Source organism: Actinoallomurus iriomotensis, assembly GCF_030269445.1.
Classification (GTDB): domain Bacteria; phylum Actinomycetota; class Actinomycetes; order Streptosporangiales; family Streptosporangiaceae; genus Actinoallomurus; species Actinoallomurus iriomotensis.
In genome coordinates this window covers 232,087-254,512 of sequence record NZ_BSTJ01000015.1, presented here as the reverse complement: position 1 = coordinate 254,512, position 22,426 = coordinate 232,087, and the positions used below count along the sequence as shown (strand labels likewise).

Sequence of the window (22,426 nt, the reverse complement as noted above, 5' to 3'; positions counted from 1 at the left end):
GAGAGCACGTCGTGCTGCTCTCGTTCAAATCCCGCGGATCCCGGCGTGCGGCCGGGTGGGCGATCGGGCTGCTGGCGTCGCCGCTCTTCGCGCTCATGTCGACGCCGGCGATGGCGGCCCCCGCCTCGTACGACGCCGCGGCACCGCGTTCCGCCGGCGACGGCCTGACCCGCACCGATGTCTCCTTCCGCGGCGGCGACGGCCTGGTCCTGCACGGGACGGTCGTCGCGCCGATCAGGAGTACGGGCCGCGTTCCGGGCGTCGTCCTGGTGGGCGGATCCGGCCCCGGGCCGAGGCAGGAGTACGCGCAGGAGGCCGAGGCGTTCGCCCGCGCCGGGATCGCCGCGCTCGTGTACGACAAGCGGACCATCGGCTATTCCAAGATGCACCGCGACTTCTCCCTCCTGGCCGCCGACGCGCTCGCCGGCGTACGGACCCTCCAGGCCAGTCCCGGCGTCGATCCGGCGACGGTCGGCCTGTGGGGTTTCAGCGAGGGCGGCTGGGTCGCCCCATTGGCCGCGTCGCGGTCCTCGGACATCGCGTTCCTGATCACGATCGGGGGCCCCGCCTACACGCCGCTGCGCACGCAGACCTGGGATCTCGCCGTCCATCTGCGCCACGACCATGTCTCCGGATCCCTGCTCGACACGATCGCCGGCCCGGCGGCGCACCTCGTCGATGGGGCGGGCCTGTTCCCCGCGGCCGGGTACGACCCGGTGCCCTTGCTCGCACGCTTTCGGCAGCCGGTGCTCGCGCTGTGGGGCGAGCACGACACCCAGGTGCCGCCGCGAGAGAGCGCGCAGATCTTCGAACGCGTCCTCGCTCGCGCTGGTAACGATCACGTGACCATCCGGTTCGTCGCCGGCGCGGGCCACAACGGTCACCGTACGACCGACGGGTTCGAGAATCTCGGCGGCCCGCTGTTGGGCGGCCACCCACTGGGCGCCCTCGCCCCCGGCTACGCGGCCACGATGACGGCGTGGATCCACCAGGTCGCCGACGGCCGTCCGCCCCTGTCCAGCGCCGCCGCGCCTCCACGGCAGGCGCTCACCAGCCGTGCCCCGTCGAACGGTGTCTGGTACGAGGCCAACGGCCTTCAGTGGGCCGTGATCGCGTTCTTCCTGCTGGTGTTCGTCGGATACCCGGTCACCGGGATCGTGGGCCGGATCACCGGGCGCTCGGCGGCGGCCGCGGCCCGCCGTCCGGCCCGCCTGCTGGCGGCGGCGGGCCTGATGGCCGTCGTCGGAACGCTGCTGTTCGCGCTCTCGGTCTTCGCGACGAGCGGACAGCTCATCGGCCCGGTCCTTGCCGGTCGCCCGCTCCCGTGGCTGATCCTCCAGCTCCTCGCCGTCATCGTCGCCGTCGCCACGGTCGTCACCGCGATCTCCGCCTGGCGGAACCGGCGTACGCCTGTGACAGGTGGTCGCGTCCGCGTCGCCGCGCTGGTGGCCGCAGGAGCGATCTTCGTCCCGTGGGCGGCCTACTGGGGGCTCCTCGCCTGGTGAGGAACGGTCGCGCCGCTGTCCCATGGCCGCGCCGCGCCAGCCGGTCCATGAGCCGGCCGAACGTCGCCGGGTGCAGGACGAGCTGCATAGCATTAACCCGCCATTTAAGTTTTTCGCTAACCTTCGGTGTACGTCCGGAAGGTGAGGTATCGGCATTTCCCACGACCGCCCGCCGAAGCGCTTCAATCCCGCCGTGCCCAATGAGGCTCGGATGTACGACTATGCGATGGGCGGCAAGGACAACTACCGGGCGGACCGGGACGCCGCGGAGCAGATCGGGGCCGCCCTGCCCTCGGCGCTGGCCGGGGTCCGGGAGAACCGCCAGTTCATGCGGCGGGCCGTACGCCACCTGCTGTCCGTCGGCGTCCGGCAGTTCCTCGACCTCGGCTGCGGCATGCCTGGACGCGGCAACGTCCACGACCTCGCGGCCGCCGCGGAGCCGTCCGCCACGGTCGTCTATGTCGACAACGAGCCGATGGTCGTCAACCACTTCCAGGCGCTGCTGTCCAGCTCCAGCGTGGCGACCGCGCTGCTCGCCGACATCCGCCGGCCGGGCGACATCCTCTCCAGCCCCGAGGTGGGCAAGCTGATCGACTTCCGCCGGCCGGTGGGGATCGTGCTGACCGCGGTGCTGCACTACTTCGAGGACGAGGACGACCCGGCGGGGCTGGTGAAGGAGTTCGTCTCCGGCGCGGCCCCGGGCAGCCACGTCGTGCTCACCCACTATCACCCCGAGGGCATCCCGCCCGAGGACCGGGCGGTGACGGCCGAGTTCGCCGCCTCCCTCAACGTGACGATGGCCCAACGCAGCCGCGCGGAGATCGAGGCGCTGTTCGGCGACCTCGTCCTGGTGGAGCCGGGCCTGGTCCCGCCGCCTCAATGGCGCCCCGACCGTCCGCTGCGCGACTCGACCGGATGGCTCCTCGCCGGCGTCGCCCGCAAACCCTGACCGGAAAGAGAGGGCGCCCCTCATGCGGCAGTCGTCATCGTGAGGCCATCGTGACGCGTTACCTCGCCAACTGCTCGATGCTGTTCACCGAGCTGCCGCTGCTCGACCGCCCCGCCGCGGCGCGGAAGGCCGGGTTCGAGGCGGTCGAGTTCTGGTGGCCGTTCGCCTCCCCGGTGCCGGGCGACGCCCAGGTCGACGCCTTCGTGTCCGCGATCCAGGACGCGGGCGTACGGCTCGTCGGGCTGAACTTCTTCGGTGGCGACCTGGCCGGACCCGACTGCGGCGTGCTGTCCATCCCGCGGCGGGCCGGGGAGTTCCGCGACAACGTCGAGGTCGCCGTCGGCATCGGCGAACGCCTCGGCGTCCGCGTGTTCAACGCCCTGTACGGCAACCGGGTCGAGGACGTGGAGTCCGGGCTCCAGCACGAGACGGCCATGGCGAGCCTCGCCCTGGCCGCCGAGGCGGCCGGCCGGATCGGCGCCGTCGTGCTGATCGAGGCGGTGAGCGGGCCCAAGCCGTACCCGCTGCGCACCGCCGGCCAGGCCGTCGCGGTCGTCGACGCGGCGAACGCCGCGGCCGGAGCGGACAACGTCGGGTTCCTCTGCGACCTCTACCACCTGGCGGTCAACGGCGACGACGTCGGCGCCGCCATCGCCCGGCACGCCGGCGCGATCCGTCACGTCCAGATCGCGGACGCGCCGGGCCGGGGTGAGCCCGGCACCGGCGACCTCGACCTCGCCGGTCACCTCGCCTCGCTGCGGCACCATGGCTACGACGGCTGGGTTTCGCTGGAGTACCGGCCGTCCACCACGACCGAGGAGAGCCTGGCCTGGCTGCGCCGGGGCGATCTGGAGGGGCAACGATGACGACCGTCGGGTTCATCGGACTGGGCATCATGGGCGGCCCGATGGCCGCCAACCTGGTGGCGGCCGGCTTCGAGGTCATCGGGTACAACCGCACTCCGGCCAAGATCGAGCGCCTCGTCGAGCGCGGCGGCCGCGGCGCGGACGGCGTCGCCGAGGCGGTACGCGACGCCGACGTCGTCGCCACGATGCTGCCCGACTCACCGGACGTACGCGCGGTGCTCACGGAGGTCTTCGCACACGCGCGGCCCGGCACGCTCGTCATCGACTTCTCCACGATCCGGCCCGACGTCGCGGCCGAGCTGGCGGCCGAAGGGGCCGAGCGCGGGTTCCGCGTCCTGGACGCCCCCGTGTCCGGCGGCGAGCAGGGCGCGATCGACGGCAAGCTGTCGATCGCGGTCGGCGGGGCGGACCGCGACTTCGCGGACGCCGTTCCGGTCTTCGAGGTGGTCGGCGCCACCATGGTGCACGTCGGACCGTCCGGCGCCGGCCAGACCGTCAAGGCGGCCAACCAGCTCATCGTCGCCGGCAACCTCCAGCTGCTCGCCGAGGCGATCGTGTTCCTCGAGGCCCACGGCGTCGACACGAACGCCGCCCTCCAGGTGCTCCGCGCCGGCATGGCGGGCAGCGTCGTACTCGAACGCAAGGGCTCCTCGATGGTCGCCCGCGACTTCGAACCGGGGTTCCGCGTCGAGCTGCACGACAAGGACATGGGCATCGTCACCGGCGCCGCGCGGGAGGCGGGCGTCGTCATTCCGCTGGGTGCGGCGGTCGCCCAGCTCCTCGCCGCGCTCAAGGCCCAGGGCGACGGCGGCCTGGACCACTCCGCGCTGTACGCGCTGGTCAGCCGGTTGTCCGGCCGGGACGCCTGAGCCGCCGCCCGGTCGTACGGGATGCGGCGTGCCCGTGCACGGCTTGGCGGGGCGGTTGACTGCGGACGGTCGCCGGGTGGATGGTGGAGAGAGCCGCCCGCCGCTTGTCGCGGGCGAAGGGTCCAAACACGCGGCCCTCACCATTTTGCGATGTGAGGAGCCGGCAATGCCTGCCTTGACGCCATTCCAGCTGCCCGTGACAACGGTGCGCGGAGACACCGTCGTGCTGCCGCCCGAGATCGACGCCTACAACGCGCCGATGATCCGTGAAGCGCTGTTCAGCCTCCTGGACCAGGGTGTGACCGCGCTGATCGTGGACCTGACGACCACGAGCTTCTGCGACTGCGCCGGCCTGCGCGCGATCACGCGGGTCCGGCGGCGGGCCGACGTCCTGCACACTCCGGCGTGCGTGGCGCTGCCGGACACCGGTTCCGTCCGCCGGGTCGCCGAACTGGTGGGCTTCGCGTGCGACGACCAGGTCGCGACCGGTCTCGCGGCGGCCCACCGCCGGTTGCACCGGGTGTGAGAGGCGTTCGGGTTCCTCACGCCCCGTACGGGTAGGGCGCGGGCATGACCGCAGCAGACGCCCCGGTCCATGGGACCGGCTACCCGAGCATCGCGGTGATCACCGGTGCCGACTCCGGCATCGGCAAGGCCACCGCGGTCACGCTGGCCGAGCGCGGCCTCGACGTGGGGATCACCTTCCACCGTGACGAGGACGGCGCACGGCGTACCGCCGAGGAGGTCCGCGCGCTCGGCCGGACGTGCGCGGTGCGCCGCCACGACCTGACCGATCCGGTCACCGCGGCGGGCGTCGTGGACGAGCTCGCCGACGAACTGGGCGGCATCGGGGTGCTGGTCAACAACGCCGGCACCGGCAGCGGCCGCTCGCTCCTGGAGATGGAGTACGACGAGTGGCGGTCCGTGCTGTCGGTCGACCTCGACGGCGCCTTCCTGTGCGCCCAGCGGGCGGCCCGCCGGATGACCTCGCAGGGCGGCGGGGGCCGCATCGTCAACGTGACGAGCGTGCACGAGGAGTATCCGCGGGTCGGCGCCGGGCCGTACTGTGCGGCCAAGGGCGGCCTGAAGATGCTGGCGCGGGTGCTCGCGCTGGAGCTCTCCCCGTACGGGATCACCGTGAACACCGTCGCGCCGGGGGAGATCGCCACGCCGATGACGGGCCAGGAGGACCAGCCGCCCCGCCCGGACACCCGTCCCGGCTACCCGCTGGGCCGCCCGGGCGACGCCCGCGAGGTGGCGGCGGCCATCGCGTTCCTCACCGACCCGTCCGCCTCGTACGTCACGGGCGCCTCGCTGTTCGTCGACGGCGGCCTGGTCCTGATGGGGCCGCAGGCGGCGGGCGCCCTGGACTCCGCCGCCTGGCGCGAGGGCTGAACGCCCCGGTCCGGTAGGCCGTCGTCGGCCGAGGCGGTCAGCGGAGGCACTCGGCGGTGGTGACGATGTCGGCGCGCATGTTCCGTTCCATCATGCGGAGTGCGGCGTCGCCCAGTTCGGGGTCGATGCAGGCCACGGCGTCGCGGGGGATCATGATCGGGAAGTGGCGCACGTACGCGTCCAGGGCGCTGTAGAGCACGCACTGTTCGGTCACCTGGCCGGTGAGGATGAGGCGTTCGGCGTCGATGCGCTGCAGCAGGTACTCCAGCGGCGTTCCGTAGAACACGCTGTGCCGCACCTTGGTCAGGAACGTCGCGTCCGGCGGGGGGACGATCGGCTTCACGATGTCCGGCCGGCGGCCCTTGAGGGCACGGTCGACCAGGTCCTGCCGGCTCGCCGAGAAGTCGCCGAAGTTGTCGTTGACGTACACGACGCGGACCTCATCGTGGTCGCGCGCCCGTTCGATCAGCCCGTGCAGGGGTTCGGCGATCTTCTCCGCCTCGGCCGCCAGCTGGTCGCCGTCCTCGTGGTCGTACGGGTTGAGCATGTCGATGACGACCAGAGCCGTGACACTCACGATCTCTCACCTGCCCCCTTCGCGGAAGAACGGGGTGTCTACGCGTCCCGGTCGCGGGAGTGGCCGGCGGCACGGGCCTCGGCGCCGGTCTCCTCGGCGTAGCCCACGTCCTGGCCCGTGACCCGGCCCACGAACTCCTCGTCCGGCGTGGTGCCCGTCGTCGTCGCCTGGTCGGGCTGGTCGGGGTCGGGCACGCCGCCCGTGTCCCGGCTGGCGGCCACGGCCTCGTCCGGCTCCACATCGCGTTCGGTGTGCTTGTTCCGCTTCATGCTTCCGGCCCTACCCGCCAGGTCAGGGACCATTCGGGCATTGCCGCCCCGCCGTTTCGGGCCGGGCCGCACGGGTAGCGCGCCGACCGTACCAGCAGCCGATCGAAGGAGGGTTCATGAGCGACAAACCGGCGCAGAGCCAGCCGTACCCGGGCGAGACCGGGGAGATGACACCGCGGCCGCGTGACGAGATGCGCGACTACACCGGGAGCGGGCTGCTGGCGGGCCGGCGGGCGCTGGTGACCGGGGGAGACTCCGGGATCGGCCGGGCGGTGGCGGTGGGGTTCGCCAAGGAGGGCGCGGACGTGGCCATCACCTACCTGGACGAGGACGCCGACGCGCGGCACACCAAGAAGCTGGTCGAGCAGGAGGGCCGGCGCTGCGTGACTCTGGGCGGCGACATGGCCGACGAGGCTCACACACGTGAGGTGGTACGCCGCGCCGCGCAGGAGCTCGGCGGCATCGACGTGCTCGTCCTCCACCACGGCACGCAGAAGCCGGTCCAGGACGTTCGCGAGATCACCACGGACCAGCTCGAACGCACGTTCAACGTCAACGTGTACAGCCTGTTCTGGGCCGTGCAGGAGGCCCTGGACCACATGCCGGACGACGGGTCGATCGTGTTCACCGGCTCGATCAACGGGCTGCGCGGCAACAAGACGCTCATCGACTACGCGGCGAGCAAGGCGGCCGCGATGACGTTCGCCCAGTCGATGGCGCAGTCACTGGCCGACCGTGGCATCCGGGTCAACTGCGTCGCGCCGGGTCCGGTGTGGACGCCGCTGATCCCGGCCACGTTCGACGCCGAACGGGTGGAGGGCTTCGGCGAGCAGTCGCCCATGGGCCGGGCGGCCGAGCCGGACGAGATCGCGCCGTCGTACATCTTCTTCGCCAGTAACCGGCTTTCCTCCTTCTACACCGGACAGAACCTCGTGCCCGCCGGAGGTGAGATCCATCCGGGATAGCGGCCGGATCGGCTTCGCCGGGCTGGGCCGGATGGGCGCGCCGATGTGCGCGAACCTCGTACGGGCCGGCCGTACGGTCGCGACCACCGACATCCGGCCCGAGGCGGTCGTCGCCGGGGCCCGCCCGCTGCCCGGCATGGCCGACCTCGCGGCCGAGTCGGACGTGCTCATCACGATGCTGCCCGGTCCCCGAGAGGTGACGGACGCGATGGCGGGTGCGGTGGACGCGCTGCGGCCCGGCGCCGTCTGGATCGACATGACCAGCAACGACCCGGCCGCCACGACCCCTGTACGCGAACGGGTCCTGGCGCGCGGAGCGTACGTGCTGGAGGCGCCGGTCGGCGGGGGCGTGGAGGCGGCCCGCGCCGGCACCCTGCGGATCTTCGCCGGTGGCGAGGAGGCGGTGTTCGCGCGGTGCCGGCCGATCCTGGAGATCCTCGCCGATCCCGCCCAGATCGTGCGCGTCGGCGGGCACGGTGCGGGCTACACCGCGAAGCTGCTGGTCAACCTGTTGTGGTTCGGGCAGGCCGTGGCCACCGCCGAGGCTCTGCTGCTGGGCGCGAGCGCCGGCCTGGACCTCGGTACGCTCCGGCGGGTCCTGGCCGGCAGCGCCGCGGGGAGTGAGTTCATCCGCCGCGATCTGACCGCCCTGTTCGCCGGCGACTACCTGACGTCCTTCGGCCTCGACCGGTGCCTGGAGGAGCTCACCGCCGTGACCGGCCTCGCCCGCGCGCACGGGGTGCCCTTCGCGCTGTCCGAGCTGGTCGAGGACACCTATCGGCGTGCGCTGGACCGCTTCGGGCCGGTCGACGGCGAACTGCTGGCCGTGGCGCTGCTGGAGGAACGCGCGGACCGGCGGCTGCGGCACCCGTACGAGAATTGACCCGTGCCGACTGTGATCACCGGCCTGGCCGGCGCCGGCCCGGCGCGGCCCGCGCCTGTCGTGTCGGCGCTGGTGGAGTTCGGCTCCGCGCTGCACGTGCTGCGTGACCCCGGCCACCACGGCGCGGACCCCTGGGCCGCCGGGATCCGGGCTTCGCTGAGCCCTCGCCTCGCGGAGTGGACCGAGTCGTGGTGGTGGACCGCCCAGGCGATCAGGGCGACGCCGTTCGTCACTCCCGAGCCGCCGGACGACTCCGGCGCGTTCGACCGGCTGCGGGCCGTGCCCGCGCGGCTGCTCGCCGATCAGCTGCTCCGGCCGGTCTCCCGGTCGGGTGACGTTCCGGCCGCGCTGCGGTGGGCGCGTGCGCGCCGGCCCGCGGTACGGGCGCGGGTCGAGGCGCTCGCGGCCCGGCCGGAGGAGGCCGTGGCGGACTTCCTCGGGTTCCTCGAACGCAGCCGGGAGGAGTGGTTCGCCGCCGAGTGGGACCGGATCCGCCCGGTCCTGGCCGCGCGGGCGAGGCGCTTCGCCACCACGGTGGACGCGCACGGCGCGGCGGCGGCGCTGACCACGCTCGACCCGTCGGTGACGCTCGGCGCGGCCGGCGGGGAGGTGCGGATCGCCAAGATCCAGGACGTCCGGCACGATGTGTCCGGCCGCGGCCTGCTCGTGGCGCCCAGCGTGTTCGTCCGCCCCCACGTGTACGTCGCGGACGTGCCCGGCCGGCCGCTCCTGCTCATCCACCCGGCCGCCCCCGGCGGCACGCCGGTCCCGTCCGTGCCGGAGCTGCTGCGGCGGCTGGAGGCCGTGGCGCATCGGGGGCGGCTGGAGGTCGCCCGCGCCATCGCGACGGAGCCGCGGACGGCCGGCGAGATCGCCGCCCTGTGGAACGTCGACCCCACGCTGGTCAACCGGCATCTGCGCGCCCTGGCCGCGGCCGGTCTGGCCGGCACCGTCCGTCACGGCCGGTTCGTGCGGTACCACCTCGACGTGGCCGCCGTCGAGGCGCTCGGCACGGACCTCGTCGCCCTGCTGCTGCGCTGAGACACCGCGGGCCAGCGGACTGACGGTATCCGTCAGTCCGCTGGCCCGCGCCGGCTCCGCGTGATTCCGTCGTTGGCCCGTACGACGAGAAGGGCGAACGTGGAAACTCTGTCGATCGAGGAGGCGACGCGTCGTCTCCGTGCCGACCACGAGCTGCTGCTCACCCGGGTCGAGGGGCGCGGCGAGGAGGAGCTGACCGCCGAGTACCGCGTGGACTCCGGGCCGCTCGGCGACTTCTGCGCGTCACTGCACGACCTGGTCGCGCACGTGCTGATGTGGGACGAGATCAACCTGGCCGTGCTGAGCGAGGCGGCCGCGGGCCGGGCGCACTGGAGCCTGGACGCCCGCTGGGAGACGCCGGACGCCGGGCGGATCCTCAACCGCGCCGGCGTGGAGGCGGGCCGGGAGATCCCCTCGGAGCTGCTGCTCCACCGGCTCGGCGCCGTGCACGACGCGGTGCTGGCGGAGTTCGGCCGCATCGAGCCCTCCGGCGCCGCGCTGGCGCAGCGGGTCTGGACCGTGCCGGGCCGCCCCGCGTACTGGCACGCCGCGATCCACCTCGGCCGCCTGCCCGAGGCGTCGTCGTGAGGGCCCGCGTCATCCGCGAACCGGGGTTCGCGGGGGAGACCGACGCCCTGCTGGCGCGGATCGGTCCCGTCGAGGAGATCACCGACCACGCGAGCCTGCTGGCGGCCCGCGCCGACCCGGCCGACCCCGGCCTGGCCGGAGCGCCCGACCCCGCCGTACGGGCGGCGGACCTGTACCTGCCCGCCCGGGGAGGGCCGGTCCTCGTCCGGCTCTACCGGACGCCGGGCGGGCCGCGGCCGATCCTGCTGTGGCTGCACGGCGGGGCCTTCATCGGCGGCTCGGTGGGCGACCTCGACCACGTGTGCTCGCGGCTCGCACGGCTGTCCGGGTGCGCGGTGGCCTCGCTGGAGTACCGGCTCGCCCCCGAGCACCCGTTCCCGGCCGCCCTGCACGACACCTGCGACGCGATGCGCTGGCTGGCCGAGCACGGGCCGGTCCTCGGCGGCGACGGGCGGCTCGCCGCGGGCGGGCAGAGCGCCGGGGCCAACCTGGTCGCCGCCGCCTGCCTGGCCGGGCGCGACGAGGGCGACCCGCCACCGGCCCGCCAGGTCCTGTGCTACCCGTTGCTCGACTTCGGCCAGGACACCGACTCCGCCCGTGAGTTCGACGGAGTGTTCCTCAGCGCCCGGCCCGGCTGGGCGAACGCGGCGTACCTGGCCGGGCGGGAGGTCACCCCGTACGCGGCGCCGCTGCGCGCGGCGAGCCTGGCGGGGCTGCCGCCGGCCCTGGTCATCGGCGCCGGGCGTGACCCGCTCCGCGACGACGCGCGCGCCTACGCCGCCCGCCTGGACGCGGCGGGCGTGGACGTGACCCACGTGGAGTACGCCGGGACGATGCACGCGTTCTTGAACTTCTGCGGCGCCCTGTCCGCCGGGGACCACGCGATCGGTCTGATCGCCGCGGAGCTGCGCGAGGCCTTCGGCGAGCCGTGACCTGCCGGTCGGCCGCTTGGTCGTCGTGGCCGAAGGCGGCACCAGGTGTCATCGGCGGGCCGTAGCGGTCCGCCGGGTCCGCGGTACACGATGGGGAAAGGGGGGCGTGAAGGGTCCGCGGCGCCGTACGGGGGCGCATGTTCCGTGGCGGGAGGGTAGAGCGGGAACCCGGTGACAGGTCGGCGGCCGACGAAGGGGGAGGCTCATGGCGTCACGCGTCACCGTGGTCATCGCGACCCGGGACCGGCGGGACGAGCTGGCGCACACGCTGCGCCGGCTGCGGAGGCTGCCCGACCGTCCCGAGATCATCGTCGTCGACAACGCCTCCGCCGACGGCACCGCCGAGGCCGTGCGCCGTGACTTCCCCGGCGTACGGGTGCTCGCCCTCCGGCGCAACCTCGGCGCGGTCGCACGGAACCTGGGGGTCGAGGAGGCCCGCACGCCGTACGTCGCGTTCAGCGACGACGACTCCTGGTGGGAGCCGGGCGCGCTCGCCACCGCCGCCGAGCTGTTCGACGCCCATCCGCGCCTGGGCCTGATCGCCGGGCGGCCGCTCGTCGGGGACGAGCGGCGACCCGACCCGATCGCCGGGCTGATGGCGGACAGCCCGCTGCCGGCCGACGACCGCCTGCCGGGCCCCGCGGTCCTCGGCTTCCTGTGCTGCGCCGCGATCGTGCGCCGTACGGCGTTCCTGGAGGTCGGCGGCTTCAGCGAGGTGCTGTTCTTCGTGGGGGAGGAACGCCTGCTCGCCTACGACCTGGCCGCGGCCGGCTGGGGGCTGAGCTACGTCTCCTCGGTGGTGGCGGTCCACCGGCCCTCGCCGGTGCGCGACGCACCCGAGCGCCGCCGGGGCCTGGAGCTGCGCAACGAGATGCTCACGGCCTGGCTGCGGCGGCCCGTGCCGTTGGCGCTCGCCCGGACCCTGAGCCTGGCGGGCCGCGCGGCGACCTCGGCCGCCGCGCGGTCGGCCTGGCCGTCGGCGCTCGTCCGCCTCCCGGCCGCGCTGCGCGACCGGCGGCGGCTGCCGGAGCCCGTCGAGCGTCACGCGCGACTGCTGGAGACGGTGTGAGGGCCCGCGACGAGCGGGTGACCGTCGTCATCATCACCCGTGACCGGTGCGCGGAGCTCGCCCGCACTCTCGGCCACATGGTCGCGCTGCCGGAACGCCCGGAGATCATCGTCGTCGACAACGGCTCACGTGACGGCAGCGCCGCCATGGTCGCGGACCGCTTCCCCCGGGTACGGCTTTTGCGGAGCGACCGCAACCTCGGCGCGACCGCGCGCAACGTGGCCGTGCACCAGGTCGCCTCGCCGTACGTCGCGTTCTGCGACGACGACACCTGGTGGGAGCCGGGCGCCCTGAGCACGGCGGCGGACCTGCTGGACGCCCACGCCGGGCTGGCGTCGGTGACGGGCCGGATCGTGGTCGAGCCCGGCGGCGCGGAGGACCCGATCGTCGCCGAACTCGACGGTTCGCCGCTGCCCGCGCCGGGCTGGCTGCCCGGCCCCGCCCTGCTCGGCATCCTCGCGGGCGCCAGCATGCTGCGCGTGACGGCGTTCCGCGAGGTCGGCGGGTTCTCACCGCGGCTGTGGCTCGGCGGCGAGGAGGAGCTCCTCGCCATCGACCTGGCCGCGCGCGGCTGGTGGATGTGCTACCGCGGCGACGTCGTGGTCCACCACGCCGCCTCGTCCGCCCGCGACGCCACCGAGCGCCGCCGCCTGGGCATCCGGAACACGCTGTGGACGACCTGGCTGCGGCGGCCGGTCCGGGACGCGCTGCGCCGTACCGGCGTGGTCGTCGGCTCGCTGCCGCGCGACACCACGAGCGCCCGCGCGCTGGCCGCCGCCGTCGCCGGGCTGCCGTGGGTGGTGCGCGAACGCCGCGTGGTGCCGCGCGACGTCGAGGAGGGACTGCGGCTGCTGGAGGAGCCGCAACGCAGGTCCGTCGCCCGAAGGTACGTGGGGTAATGCGGGAGAAGGGATTGAGCTGTGACGATGCGAACCTTTGAGCGTGCCGTGGTCACCGGTGGGGCCGGTTTCCTGGGCTCGCACCTCTGCGAACGCCTGCTGGAGACCGGCACGGAGGTCGTCTGCCTGGACAACTTCCTGACCGGCGCCCCGGCCAACCTGGCGCACCTGCAGGAACATCCGCGGATGCGGATCATCCGCTGCGACCTGACCGACTTCGTGCACGTGCCGGGGCCCGTCGACCTGGTCCTGCACTTCGCGTCGCCGGCGTCACCGATCGACTACCTGCGCCTGCCGCTCGACACGCTCAAGGTCGGCAGCCTGGGCACGCTGCACGCGCTCGGCCTGGCCGTCGAGAAGGGCGCGCGCTTCCTCCTCGCCTCCACCTCGGAGGTCTACGGCGACCCGCTCGTCCACCCGCAGCCGGAGTCGTACTGGGGCAACGTGAACCCCGTCGGCCCGCGCGGCGTGTACGACGAGGCCAAGCGGTTCTCCGAGGCGCTCACCACCGCGTACCGCGCGAGCAAGGACGTCGACACCGCCATCGTCCGGATCTTCAACACCTACGGCCCCCGCATGCGCCCCGACGACGGGCGCGCGATCCCCACCTTCATCCGCCAGGCGCTGCGCGACGAGCCGCTGACCGTGGCCGGCGACGGCTCCCAGACCCGCTCGATCTGCTACGTCGACGACACCGTGTCCGGCATCCTCGCCCTCGCGGGCTCCGCGCACCCGGGCCCGATGAACATCGGCAACTCCGAGGAGATGAGCGTCCTGGACCTGGCCGAGCGGATCCGCGCGCTCGCCGGCTCCTCATCGGAGATCGAGTTCATCGACCGCCCGGTGGACGACCCGCGTGTACGCCGGCCGGACTGCTCACTCGCCGAACGCGAGCTGGGCTGGCACCCCCGGATCGACCCCGACGACGGCCTCGCCCGCACCGTGAAGTGGTTCCAGGAGTACCTCGCGGACACGTGAGCACGCGCGTCTTCAGAAGCGAACGCCGCGTCTCCGGCCTCCTGCCGCTATCGGTCCAGCCGGTGGCGGCGATCCTGACCTGCTACGCGCGTCGTCGCGTCGAGTACCTCCTCGACGGTGATCAGCAGGAGCCGGGGGTCGGTCTCGGTGCCGTGGGCGTCGCCGGGCCGGCCGCCGGTGCCGTGCCAGAGGGCGACGTGTTCCGGACGGTCCGGCGGGGGACCCCACAGGGCCGGGGACACCGGCCCGAAGAGCGTGACGGAGGGGGTTCCGTACGCCGTGGCCAGGTGTGACGTGCCCGTGTCGTTGCTGATCACGGCGCTGGCCGACGCGATGACGGCCGCCAGTTCCGCCAGTGTCGTCTCCAGGGCGGCGTCGGGCGGCAGGCCCGCCTCGGCCGCGATCCGCCGGGTCAGATCCTGCTCGTCCGGCGCGCCGGTGAGGACCACGCGGTGTCCCTCGGCGGTCAGCGCGCGGGCGACCGCCGCGAACCGCCCGGCGGGCCAGCGGCGGCCCGTGCTCGCGGCGCCGGGGTGCAGCACGACCATCCCCGCGTACGGAGAGGGGCCCGGCGAACGCAGCCGCAGGTCGGCGGGGTCCGCCGGCACGCCGTACCACTCCGGCAGCCGGCACCACCGCGTGACCTCGTGCTCGCCAGGGTCCCACCAGGGACCCTTCGCGTCCGGTGCCTGCGGCGAGGCGTAGAGCATCGTCAGCGGGGCGGAAAGCTCCTCCACGAGGCGGTGGCTGGCCGGGCCGTCGCCGTGCAGGTCGACCGCGACCTCCGGCGGCGGGCCGTCCCAGGAGAGCCGCTCCAGCTCACGCGCCGGCAGGAGCCGGTCGATCGCGCCGGTCAGTTCCGCCAGGGGCGCGAGCACGGGCGGCGCGGCCAGGACCGTCTCGTGCTCCGGGTACGCCGCGCGCAGCGCGCGGTAGGCCGGCACCGCCGTGAGGAAGTCGCCGAGCCCGAGGGCCCGCAGCATGAGCACCCTCATGATCGATGTGCCAGGATCCGCGTCGTGGAGCGTCCGGGCAGGTAGGGCAGCACGACCGTGCGCCCGCCCCAGCTCGCCACGACCGACGCCTCGGGGAGCCGGTCGACGGTGTAGTCGCCGCCCTTGACCCACACGTCCGGGCGCAGCCGGCGCAGGATCTCCTCCGGCGTGTCCTCCTCGAACACCTCCACGGCGTCGACGCACTCCAGCGCGTTCAGCACGGCGGCCCGGTCGGCGGCCGGGTTGACCGGGCGGTCGGGGCCCTTGGCGCGGCGCACCGACGCGTCGGAGTTGAGGCAGACGACGAGGCAGTCGCCCAGCGCCCGCGCGGCGCGCAACGTCGCCACGTGCCCGGCGTGCAGGACGTCGAAGCAGCCGCCCGTCGCCACGACGGTGCCGCCCGCCTCGCGCACGGCGGCCACCGGGTCCCGTACGGGCCGGGGCGCCGGGGTCTGGGAGAGCGCGGAGGCCGCGCCCCGCTCGACGAAGGCGGCGGCCGCGGCCACGGCGGCCTCGACCGCCTCGGACGGCAGCGCGCCCCGGGCCAGCAGGCGGGCCGCGGTCGCGGCGAACCGGTCGCCGGCCCCGCACGTGTCGCGGCCCGTGACCGGCTCGGCGGGGAAGATCTGCGGGGCGCCCGAGCCGTGCGACAGCAGCGCGCCGCGCTCGCCCATCGTCACCGCGACGCCGTCGGCCCGGTAGCGGCGCAGGATCTCCTCCGCGCTCCGGGTCACCGCGTCGAGGTCGTCCTCCCGCCGGTCGCACCAGGCGAGGGCCTCGCTCAGGTTCGGGCAGATCAGCCGGGCGCGGGGCACCGGGTCGGCGCCGCGCGGGTGGGGGTCCCACACGAGCGGCACCCGGCGCGCGGCGTCGGCGAGCAGCTCGCGCATCCGCGGCTGCGCCGCCGTGCCCCGGCCGTAGTCGGAGACGAGGACCGCCCCCGCGTCGGCGAGCACCGCCTGGACCTCCCGGCCCGGCTCGCCGACGGCACCCGGCGCGGTTCGGTCGATCCGCACCAGCGGATGGCCGCCCGCGCGGACGCGGGTCTTCTCCGCCGGGCTCTCGCTGAGCGGCAGCGCGACCACGCGCACGCGCGGCGCGAGCAGGTCGCGCAGCGTACGGCTGACGCGGTCGGCGCCGAGCGGCGTCACCAGGACCACGTCCGGCCCGTCGTCGGCCGCCAGCAAGGCGGCCAGCCCCGCGCCTCCGGGACGGGTGTGCTCCTCGACGGCGTCGACCACCGGGACCGGTGCGTCCGGGCTGAGCCGTTCGGCCCGCCCGTCCAGGTCGCGGTCGAGCATCACGTCGCCGACGATGACCACGGGCTTCATCGGATCTCCTTCACTGGCTCGCCGCCATGGGCCGCCGCCGTGCCAGCCGGTCGTAGACGGTCTCGGTGCGGGCGGCCACGTGCTCCCAGGAGTAGCGTGAGCGGGCCCGCCCGGCGCCGGCGCGGCCGTACGCCGCGAGACGCTCCGGGTCGTCCAGCAGCGCGCGCAGCGTGGCGGCCAGTACGTCGGGCCGGCGCGGCGGCACGTGCTCGCCGGTGACCCCGCCCGCCACCGTGTCGACGATCCCGCCGACCGCCGAGGCGACCACCGGCACGCCGCACGCCATCGCCTCGACCGGCGCGATGCCGAACGGCTCGTACCAGGGGGTGAAGACGGCCACGTCGGCCGAGCGCAGCAGCGCAGGCACGTCCGCCGGGGGCACACCGCCCAGCATCACCAGCCGGTCGGCGACGCCCACCTCGGCGGCGACCTTCCGCAGCCGGCAGGCCTCACGGTCGCCGTCGAGCTCGCTGGCGGCGGGACCGCCGGCGACGACGAGCTCGGCGTCAGGCAGGTCCACGAGCGCCCGGACGGCCGTCTCCACGCCCTTGCGCTCGACGAGACGGCCGACGTAGATGAGCCGGTGGCGTTCGCGGCGCGGCACGCGGTCGTCGGCCGGCCCGTCCGGGCGGAGCCGCGCCAGGTCCACGCCGCAGGGCACGATGGTCGTCCTGCGGTGGGTCACGCCCATCGCGGCCAGTTCGAACACCTCGTCGCTGCACGTGGCGATGATGTGGTCGGCGTCCTGCCCGATGCGGCGCTCGACGTCGAGGCGGCCGGCCGGGCTCGGGTCGTCCTCGCCCAGGTGACGCCGCTTGACCGTGCCGAGCGCGTGGTAGGTCAGCGCGACCGGGACGGCGCCCTCGCTCGCCGCGAGCGAGGCCAGCCCCGACATCCAGAAGTGCGCGTGCGCCACGTCGGGCGGCCGGGCCCGCCACCGGCGGCCCAGCTCCTGCCCGAACTCCCGCATGTGCGGCAGCAGCAGGTCCTTGGGCACCGGCTCGGGTGGTCCCGCCGGCACGTGCTCGACCGTGTATCCGGCGTCGACGACGACGCGGTCGGGCAGGCCGGGGTCGTCCCGGCGCGTGTGCACGGTCACCTCGTGACCGCGTCGGCACAGGTGGTCGGCGAGCGCCGCGACGTGCACGTTCTGCCCGCCGGCGTCCGCTTCGCCCAGCACGGCCAGTGGACTGGCGTGTTCGGAGACCAACGCGATCCTCATGCCGTCACCTCTTTCAGGACGCGGTCCCAGTCGTCGAGGAACCGCTGGAGGCCGTACCGGCCCAGCACGCTCTCGCGGGCGGCGCGCCCCGCCTCGGCGGCCTCGCCGGGATCGGCGAGATACCGCCGGATCGCGGCGCGCAGCACGTCGACGTCGGTCGAGATCGTCCCGGCCGAGGACGGCACCGCCTCGACCACCTCGGTCGTGGCGAGCGCGACCACGGGCATCCCCAGGTGCATCGCCTCCAGCAGGGACAGGCCGAGCGAGGTCCACCGGATCGGGTGGACGTAGACGCGGCGGCGGGCCAGCTCGGCGTGCATCCGGTCCTGGGGCAGGTCCTCGTACGTGCGGCAGCCGGTCAGCCCGGAGACCTTCATCCCGAACACGTCCAGCGGCGCGTCCAGCCGGGGCAGCAGGTCGGTGCCGACGTAGCGTCCCCGCCGGACCGGCTCGTTGACGACCACGGCGGCGCGCGGTACCTCCCCGGTCCACAGCGGTCCCGGGTCGACCACCCCGTGTTCGACCACGGTCGTCGGAGTCGTGCCGCAGTCCCAGAACAGGTCGTTGAAGTGGGTGACGTGCACCAGGCGCAGGTCCGGCCGGTCGGCCAGCGGATGCCGGCTGAGCGGCACGTCCCCCCAGGGGGCGTCGTGCTCGAGGTAGACGGTCGGCACCCGGCCCAGGGGCCGTACGAGCTCCTCCTCGTGCGGCCGTTGCAGGATGACGACGTCGGGCTCGGTCTCGGCGATCCGGTCCAGCGGCACCTCCCGCACGGACGCGGGCCAGTCCCAGGTACGGGCGCGGCCGAGCCCGTCGGGGCCGCGGTCGGGCGTCACCGGGACGAAGTACTCGTGCCGCCCCTGCACGAGGGCCGTGGTGTACGAGCCGTGCACGTGCCAGAGCAGGATTCTCACGTCAGCACACCTCCTCGACGGCGGCCACCACGTCGGCGGGCCGCACCGAAGTCAGGCACGGGTGCCCGGCGACGGGGCACTCACGTGCGCGCGTGTCACGACAGGGGGCGTCCTGGTCGCCGAGCAGCACGTGCCGCACGCCGTACGGCGCCCAGCGGACCGCGGGCACGACCGGCGCGAACAGCGAGACCACCGGCGTGCCGACGGCGGCGGCGAGGTGCGCGGGGCCGGTGTTCCCGGCCACGACGGCGCTCGCCCCCGCGAGGACGCCGGCGAGTTCGGCGAAGGTCGTTCGGCCGCCGAGGTCCAGGCCCGCGTCGCCCGCGACCCGCGCGGTCAGCGCGCGTTCGCCCGGCCCGCCGGTCACCACGACCCGCCGGCCGCGCGCCGCCAGCTCGCGTACGGCCCGCGCGCAGTGCCCCTCGGGCCAGGCGCGCGCGGGCACCGACACCCCCGGATGGAGCACGACGTACCGGCCGTCGAGCGGCGCGGGCGGTAGGGGACGACGGACGGCGAGGCGGCCGTCGTCGCCGGCCGGCAGGTCGAAGCCGGCCGCGCGGGCCAGCGACAGCGCGCGTTCGGCCTCGGGGATGTCGTCGTCGACCCGGTGACGTACGTCGAGCAGGGAGCCCGGATAGTCCTCGCTGATCGCCGCGATGTGCCCGACCCCGGCGAGCCGAAGCAGCAGCGCGGCCGGCAGCGGCGACTGGTGGAAGGAGGTCAGGATCAGCGCACGGTCGAAACCGCCGAGCCGCGCGACCAGGTCCGCCACCTCACGGCGGTCCACCGGCGGCGGGTCGAAGCCCGCCCAGGGCGCGCGCCACACGATCACCTCGTCGACGCCGGGCAGGAGCCGCGCGGCGTCCGCGCCCTCCGGTCCGGCGAGCAACGTGACGTGCCGGGACCCGGCGGCCGCCGCGCGGACCGCGGGGCCGCACAGCAGTACGTCGCCCGCGTTGTCCAGGCGCACGACGAGAGTGCTCATCGCCGCTCCCCGAGCGCGAACCGCACCGCCTCGGTGAGCGACCCGGCCACCCGTGCTCCCCGGCACTCGGACTCCAGCGTCTCGGCGGTCGGCACGAGGACGCTGCGGGCTCCGGCGGCGCGGGCGGCGGCCACGTCCGAGCCGATGTCGCCGATCAGCACGCACTCGTCGGGGCGGACCCCGAGGGCGGTCGCCGCCTGGAACACCAGGCCGGGCGCCGGCTTACGGCAGGCGCATCCGCCGTCGTGCGGGCACACCTGCCACGTGTCGAAGGGCCCGAGCAGCTCGTCCACCCGCTTGTTGACGCGCTGGACGTCGTCCTCGGTGACCAGGCCGCGCGCGACGCCGGACTGGTTGGAGACCACGCCGACACGCACGCCCGCGTCACGGGCCAGGCGCACCGCGGAGGCCGCGTCCGGCATGGGCTCGACCTTCTCCGGATCGCCGTTGTACGGGACGTCGTAGACGAGCGTGCCGTCGCGGTCGAACAGCACCGCCTTCGCCGGGCCCGGCCAGGCACGCTCGCCGCGGGTCGTCGCGAGGCCGCGCAGCCAGTGCCACGTGGCCATCGGGGGGATGAGCGCGCTGGTGGCCGCCATGGTGAGGATCTCGTCGCGGGTCCGGGGACCGGGCGCGACGCGGGCTGCGGCGAACTCGGCGATCCCGGCGAGCGCGGCGGCGCCGGCCAGCGCCCCGGCCCTGGGCCGGCCGGCGGCGGTCAGCCCGGCGGCGAGCGCGCCGGCGGCGGTGATCGCCAGGTGCCGTCCGCGACGCCCGGGATCGGCGCGGGCCCGGCTGTGCCATCCGGGTCCGTGGACGGCGCGCATGAGCGCGTCGTCGGCGTTGCCGGCCTGCGCGCGCACGCTCGCCCACCGGGACGCGGCCCGTACGGGGTGCACGGTGCGCCGCTCGCCCTTGGTCAGTACCCATCCGGCGTCCATCGTCCGCAGAGCCATGTCGGCGTCCTCGCGGAACGCGCGGGGGAAGCGCTCGTCGAACCCGCCGGTCTCGACCAGCGCGTCACGCCGGTAGGCCATGTCCGCGGTGATCCACCAGGCGTCGGCGAGCCCGGCCGTGCCGCGCTCCCAGTCGGTCGGGCGGCGCCCGTCCGGCAGCGGCACGGTGACGCGGCCCTGAATCCCGCCGGTCTCCGGCGAGGCGTTCTCCAGGTCGCGCCGCAGGTCCTCCCGCCAGGTCTCGGTGACCCGTACGTCGTCGTCGAGGAACGCCACCCAGGGCGCGGTGGTGATCCGCCAGCCGGTGTTGCGGGCCGCCGCAGGGCCACGGCCGCCGCTGCGGACGACCGTGCCGGGCACGTCGAGCGGGGGGCCGCCGCCCGGCCGGTCGTCGACGACCACGATCTCGTCGGGCTCCGGACCGCGGGACCGTTCGAGGGCGTTCAGGCAGTCGGCGAGGCAGGCACGTCCGATGGTCGGGATGACGACGGCGTACCTCATGCCGGCCTCCGGAGGACGAACGGGCCGATCGCCAGCAGGTCGATGGGGGTGGCGCCGAAGCACTCCAGCGCGTCTCGGGGACTGTCGACCATCGGACGCCCGGCGGTGTTGAGGCTGGTGTTGACCACGACGGGCAGGCCGGTACGGCGTTCGAAGGCAGTGAGCATCCGGGCCACCAGCGGTTCGGCCGCCGGATCGACGGTCTGCACGCGCGCGGTGCCGTCCACGTGCACCACGGCCGGGATCCGGTCCTGCCAGGCGGACGTCACGTCGTGCACGAAGAGCATGTACGGGCTGGGCAGCGGGCCGCGCGTGAAGATCTCCGCGGCCCGGTCGGCGAGCACCATCGGCGCGACCGGGCGGAACTGCTCGCGGCCCTTGACGTTGTTGAGCCGCTCCAGGTTCGCCTTGCGCCCCGGGTGGGCGAGCAGCGACCGGTGGCCCAGCGCCCGCGGACCGTACTCGGCGCGCCCCTGGAACCAGGCGACGATGCCGTCGTCCGCCAGCGTCTCGGCCACGGCCTCGGCGACGTCCGGCGGCCGCTCGTACGGCACCCGCGCCGTACGCAGCGCCTCCTCGATCTCCGCGTCGCCGAACTCGCGCCCGAGGCCGGGGGCGAACTCCAGCGGTCCGCTCCGCGCGAGGTGCACGGCCGCGCCGAGCGCCGTGCCGGCGTCCCCGGCGGCGGGCTGCACCCAGACGTGGTCGAACGGGCCCTGTTCGGACAGGACGGTGTTGGCCACGCAGTTGAGCCCGGTGCCGCCCGCGATCATCAGGGTGCGGTCGCCGGTGCGCTCGTGGATCCAGTTCGCCAGGTCGAGCAGGACCTCCTCCAGCCGCCGCTGCACGCTCGCGGCCAGGTCGGCGTGCTCCTGCGTCCACTGCTCGTCCGGGGCGCGGGCGGGCGCCAGGCGTTCCCAGTCGATCGCGCCGGTGACGAACCCGCCGTCCTCGGTGGCGCGCACGGACTCCCGCAGCAGGTCCAGGTGGCGCGGCTTGCCGTACGAGGCCATCGCCATGACCTTGTACTCGTCGCTGGAGCGCAGGAAGCCCAGATGCTGCGTGAGGTCCTCGTACATCAGGCCGAGGGAGTGCGGCAGCTCCTGGCTCGCCAGCACCTCCAGGCCGTCGGGGGAGTCACGGCCGCTCAGGTGGGAGGCGCACTCCCCGCGGCCGTCGCAGACCAGGACGCTGCCCTCGCGTCCGAGCAGCGCCGAGGCGGCGTGCGCGACGTGGTGGGGGACGAACCGTACCTTGGCCGGATCCAGCCCCGGCAGGGCGTCGGCCAGCAGGCTCGGGGCCTGCTCGGCGTACATGATCCGCAGGTGGTCCCAGGGGTCGTGCAGGCCCATCGACTCGGCCGGCCGTGCGAGCGAGGGATCGTAGGAGAAGCCGACGAGATCGAGGTCCTCGGGCCGCAGACCGGCCTGCTCCAGGCACCAGCGGGCCGACAGGACGGGCTGTTCCCAGGCGGAGAACGGGACCGGCCGCTTGCCGTGCTTGCGTCTGCTGAAACGTTCCTCTTCGGCCGCCGCGACGATGCGACCGTCGGCCACGAGCGCCGCGGCCGGATCGTGAAAGATCGCGTTGATCCCGAGTACCCGCACGCTGACCTCCCTCGCAAGAGCATGCCTGTCGCCTTTCCCGGGGCACAGAGCACTCGCGCTGCCCCACAAGCCGCTCGGCAAACACCGCCCCGGCCTGCCGGAGCGCCTACGCGACCCGGCGGTGGGACCG

23 protein-coding genes are annotated in these 22,426 nt (G+C 74.5%); 14 read left to right on the top strand and 9 right to left on the bottom strand.

The features are described from left to right. Positions 1-11: 11 nt before the first annotated feature. The 6 genes from QSK37_RS44710 (at position 12) to QSK37_RS44685 (ending at position 5,584) form a co-directional block, all read left to right on the top strand. Positions 12-1,505 carry an alpha/beta hydrolase family protein gene (locus QSK37_RS44710; protein WP_285634063.1) on the top strand — a complete coding sequence of 498 codons (1,494 nt, stop codon included), beginning with the start codon at positions 12-14 and terminating at the stop codon, positions 1,503-1,505. A gap of 148 nt (positions 1,506-1,653) precedes the next feature. Continuing rightward, positions 1,654-2,454: an SAM-dependent methyltransferase gene (locus QSK37_RS44705; protein WP_349498045.1), complete on the top strand. Its 801-nt coding sequence runs from the start codon at positions 1,654-1,656 to the stop codon at positions 2,452-2,454. A gap of 77 nt (positions 2,455-2,531) precedes the next feature. Then, entirely contained in the window at positions 2,532-3,320 is a 789-nt protein-coding gene (locus QSK37_RS44700) for a hydroxypyruvate isomerase family protein (protein ID WP_285634116.1), read from the top strand. Beyond that, entirely contained in the window at positions 3,317-4,189 is an 873-nt protein-coding gene (locus QSK37_RS44695; protein ID WP_285634060.1) for an NAD(P)-dependent oxidoreductase, read from the top strand. Before QSK37_RS44700 ends, QSK37_RS44695 begins: the two co-directional genes overlap by 4 nt. Positions 4,190-4,355: 166 nt before the next feature. Then, the gene (locus tag QSK37_RS44690; protein WP_285634057.1) at positions 4,356-4,715 is read left to right on the top strand and encodes an STAS domain-containing protein; all 360 of its coding nucleotides are present in this window, start codon (positions 4,356-4,358) and stop codon (positions 4,713-4,715) included. Between the two features lie 44 nt (positions 4,716-4,759). Further along, the gene (locus tag QSK37_RS44685; RefSeq protein WP_285634055.1) at positions 4,760-5,584 is read left to right on the top strand and encodes an SDR family oxidoreductase; all 825 of its coding nucleotides are present in this window, start codon (positions 4,760-4,762) and stop codon (positions 5,582-5,584) included. A 37-nt stretch (positions 5,585-5,621) separates the two neighbouring features. Here the strand turns inward: QSK37_RS44685 and QSK37_RS44680 are convergent, their stop codons facing one another. Further along, positions 5,622-6,161 carry a cysteine hydrolase family protein gene (locus tag QSK37_RS44680; RefSeq protein ID WP_285634052.1) on the bottom strand — a complete coding sequence of 180 codons (540 nt, stop codon included), beginning with the start codon at positions 6,159-6,161 and terminating at the stop codon, positions 5,622-5,624. Between the two features lie 38 nt (positions 6,162-6,199). Beyond that, the gene (locus QSK37_RS44675) at positions 6,200-6,430 is read right to left on the bottom strand and encodes a hypothetical protein (protein ID WP_285634049.1); all 231 of its coding nucleotides are present in this window, start codon (positions 6,428-6,430) and stop codon (positions 6,200-6,202) included. Between the two features lie 116 nt (positions 6,431-6,546). On the opposite strand from QSK37_RS44675, the gene QSK37_RS44670 reads away from it, so the two are divergent. From QSK37_RS44670 to QSK37_RS44635, 8 genes are all read left to right on the top strand, one after another. Next, positions 6,547-7,395, top strand: coding sequence for an SDR family oxidoreductase (locus QSK37_RS44670; protein WP_285634046.1), 849 nt, complete (start codon positions 6,547-6,549; stop codon positions 7,393-7,395). Continuing rightward, positions 7,376-8,278 carry an NAD(P)-dependent oxidoreductase gene (locus tag QSK37_RS44665; RefSeq protein WP_285634043.1) on the top strand — a complete coding sequence of 301 codons (903 nt, stop codon included), beginning with the start codon at positions 7,376-7,378 and terminating at the stop codon, positions 8,276-8,278. Before QSK37_RS44670 ends, QSK37_RS44665 begins: the two co-directional genes overlap by 20 nt. 3 nt (positions 8,279-8,281) lie before the next feature. Continuing rightward, positions 8,282-9,319: an ArsR/SmtB family transcription factor gene (locus QSK37_RS44660; RefSeq protein ID WP_285634040.1), complete on the top strand. Its 1,038-nt coding sequence runs from the start codon at positions 8,282-8,284 to the stop codon at positions 9,317-9,319. Between the two features lie 99 nt (positions 9,320-9,418). Continuing rightward, positions 9,419-9,907, top strand: coding sequence for a hypothetical protein (locus QSK37_RS44655; protein WP_285634037.1), 489 nt, complete (start codon positions 9,419-9,421; stop codon positions 9,905-9,907). After that, a complete protein-coding gene (locus QSK37_RS44650) occupies positions 9,904-10,839 on the top strand; it encodes an alpha/beta hydrolase (protein ID WP_285634034.1) in 936 nt (311 codons plus the stop codon). Before QSK37_RS44655 ends, QSK37_RS44650 begins: the two co-directional genes overlap by 4 nt. Before the next feature lie 205 nt (positions 10,840-11,044). Beyond that, complete coding sequence (locus QSK37_RS44645) at positions 11,045-11,908, top strand: glycosyltransferase family 2 protein (protein WP_285634031.1); 864 nt, start codon at positions 11,045-11,047, stop codon at positions 11,906-11,908. Beyond that, a complete protein-coding gene (locus tag QSK37_RS44640; protein ID WP_285634028.1) occupies positions 11,905-12,807 on the top strand; it encodes a glycosyltransferase family 2 protein in 903 nt (300 codons plus the stop codon). The genes QSK37_RS44645 and QSK37_RS44640 overlap by 4 nt, the downstream gene beginning before the upstream one ends. Positions 12,808-12,834: 27 nt before the next feature. Continuing rightward, entirely contained in the window at positions 12,835-13,785 is a 951-nt protein-coding gene (locus QSK37_RS44635; protein ID WP_285634026.1) for a UDP-glucuronic acid decarboxylase family protein, read from the top strand. A 47-nt stretch (positions 13,786-13,832) separates the two neighbouring features. Here the strand turns inward: QSK37_RS44635 and QSK37_RS44630 are convergent, their stop codons facing one another. From QSK37_RS44630 to QSK37_RS44600, 7 genes are read right to left on the bottom strand one after another with little or no spacing between them, the layout of a single operon-like run. Then, positions 13,833-14,780: a glycosyltransferase family 9 protein gene (locus tag QSK37_RS44630; RefSeq protein WP_285634023.1), complete on the bottom strand. Its 948-nt coding sequence runs from the start codon at positions 14,778-14,780 to the stop codon at positions 13,833-13,835. Further along, on the bottom strand, positions 14,777-16,111 hold the full coding sequence (gene rfaE2 / locus QSK37_RS44625) for a D-glycero-beta-D-manno-heptose 1-phosphate adenylyltransferase (RefSeq protein ID WP_285634021.1): 1,335 nt from the start codon (positions 16,109-16,111) through the stop codon (positions 14,777-14,779). Before rfaE2 ends, QSK37_RS44630 begins: the two co-directional genes overlap by 4 nt. 10 nt (positions 16,112-16,121) lie before the next feature. Further along, positions 16,122-17,333, bottom strand: coding sequence for a glycosyltransferase (locus QSK37_RS44620; protein ID WP_285634018.1), 1,212 nt, complete (start codon positions 17,331-17,333; stop codon positions 16,122-16,124). Beyond that, positions 17,330-18,247, bottom strand: a complete 918-nt coding sequence (locus QSK37_RS44615; RefSeq protein WP_285634015.1) for a glycosyltransferase — start codon at positions 18,245-18,247, stop codon at positions 17,330-17,332. Before QSK37_RS44615 ends, QSK37_RS44620 begins: the two co-directional genes overlap by 4 nt. Before the next feature lies 1 nt (position 18,248). After that, positions 18,249-19,232, bottom strand: a complete 984-nt coding sequence (locus QSK37_RS44610) for a glycosyltransferase family 9 protein (RefSeq protein ID WP_285634012.1) — start codon at positions 19,230-19,232, stop codon at positions 18,249-18,251. Beyond that, positions 19,229-20,689, bottom strand: coding sequence for an HAD-IIIA family hydrolase (locus QSK37_RS44605; RefSeq protein ID WP_285634009.1), 1,461 nt, complete (start codon positions 20,687-20,689; stop codon positions 19,229-19,231). The genes QSK37_RS44610 and QSK37_RS44605 overlap by 4 nt, the downstream gene beginning before the upstream one ends. Beyond that, the gene (locus tag QSK37_RS44600) at positions 20,686-22,296 is read right to left on the bottom strand and encodes a carbamoyltransferase family protein (RefSeq protein WP_285634006.1); all 1,611 of its coding nucleotides are present in this window, start codon (positions 22,294-22,296) and stop codon (positions 20,686-20,688) included. Before QSK37_RS44600 ends, QSK37_RS44605 begins: the two co-directional genes overlap by 4 nt. Positions 22,297-22,426: the final 130 nt, after the last annotated feature.

What these genes read in the sequence shown, in the direction of transcription:
- QSK37_RS44700 (WP_285634116.1), top strand. Translation starts at nt 2,532, where the DNA reads ATGCTGTTCACCGAGCTGCCGCTGCTCGACCGCCCCGCCGCGGCGCGG.
- QSK37_RS44675 (WP_285634049.1), bottom strand. Translation starts at nt 6,430, where the DNA reads ATGAAGCGGAACAAGCACACCGAACGCGATGTGGAGCCGGACGAGGCC.
- QSK37_RS44690 (WP_285634057.1), top strand. Translation starts at nt 4,356, where the DNA reads ATGCCTGCCTTGACGCCATTCCAGCTGCCCGTGACAACGGTGCGCGGA.
- QSK37_RS44635 (WP_285634026.1), top strand. Translation starts at nt 12,835, where the DNA reads ATGCGAACCTTTGAGCGTGCCGTGGTCACCGGTGGGGCCGGTTTCCTG.
- QSK37_RS44620 (WP_285634018.1), bottom strand. Translation starts at nt 17,333, where the DNA reads ATGAGGATCGCGTTGGTCTCCGAACACGCCAGTCCACTGGCCGTGCTG.
- QSK37_RS44670 (WP_285634046.1), top strand. Translation starts at nt 6,547, where the DNA reads ATGAGCGACAAACCGGCGCAGAGCCAGCCGTACCCGGGCGAGACCGGG.
- QSK37_RS44645 (WP_285634031.1), top strand. Translation starts at nt 11,045, where the DNA reads ATGGCGTCACGCGTCACCGTGGTCATCGCGACCCGGGACCGGCGGGAC.
- QSK37_RS44685 (WP_285634055.1), top strand. Translation starts at nt 4,760, where the DNA reads ATGACCGCAGCAGACGCCCCGGTCCATGGGACCGGCTACCCGAGCATC.
- QSK37_RS44630 (WP_285634023.1), bottom strand. Translation starts at nt 14,780, where the DNA reads ATGAGGGTGCTCATGCTGCGGGCCCTCGGGCTCGGCGACTTCCTCACG.
- rfaE2 (WP_285634021.1), bottom strand. Translation starts at nt 16,111, where the DNA reads ATGAAGCCCGTGGTCATCGTCGGCGACGTGATGCTCGACCGCGACCTG.
- QSK37_RS44695 (WP_285634060.1), top strand. Translation starts at nt 3,317, where the DNA reads ATGACGACCGTCGGGTTCATCGGACTGGGCATCATGGGCGGCCCGATG.
- QSK37_RS44605 (WP_285634009.1), bottom strand. Translation starts at nt 20,689, where the DNA reads ATGAGGTACGCCGTCGTCATCCCGACCATCGGACGTGCCTGCCTCGCC.
- QSK37_RS44610 (WP_285634012.1), bottom strand. Translation starts at nt 19,232, where the DNA reads ATGAGCACTCTCGTCGTGCGCCTGGACAACGCGGGCGACGTACTGCTG.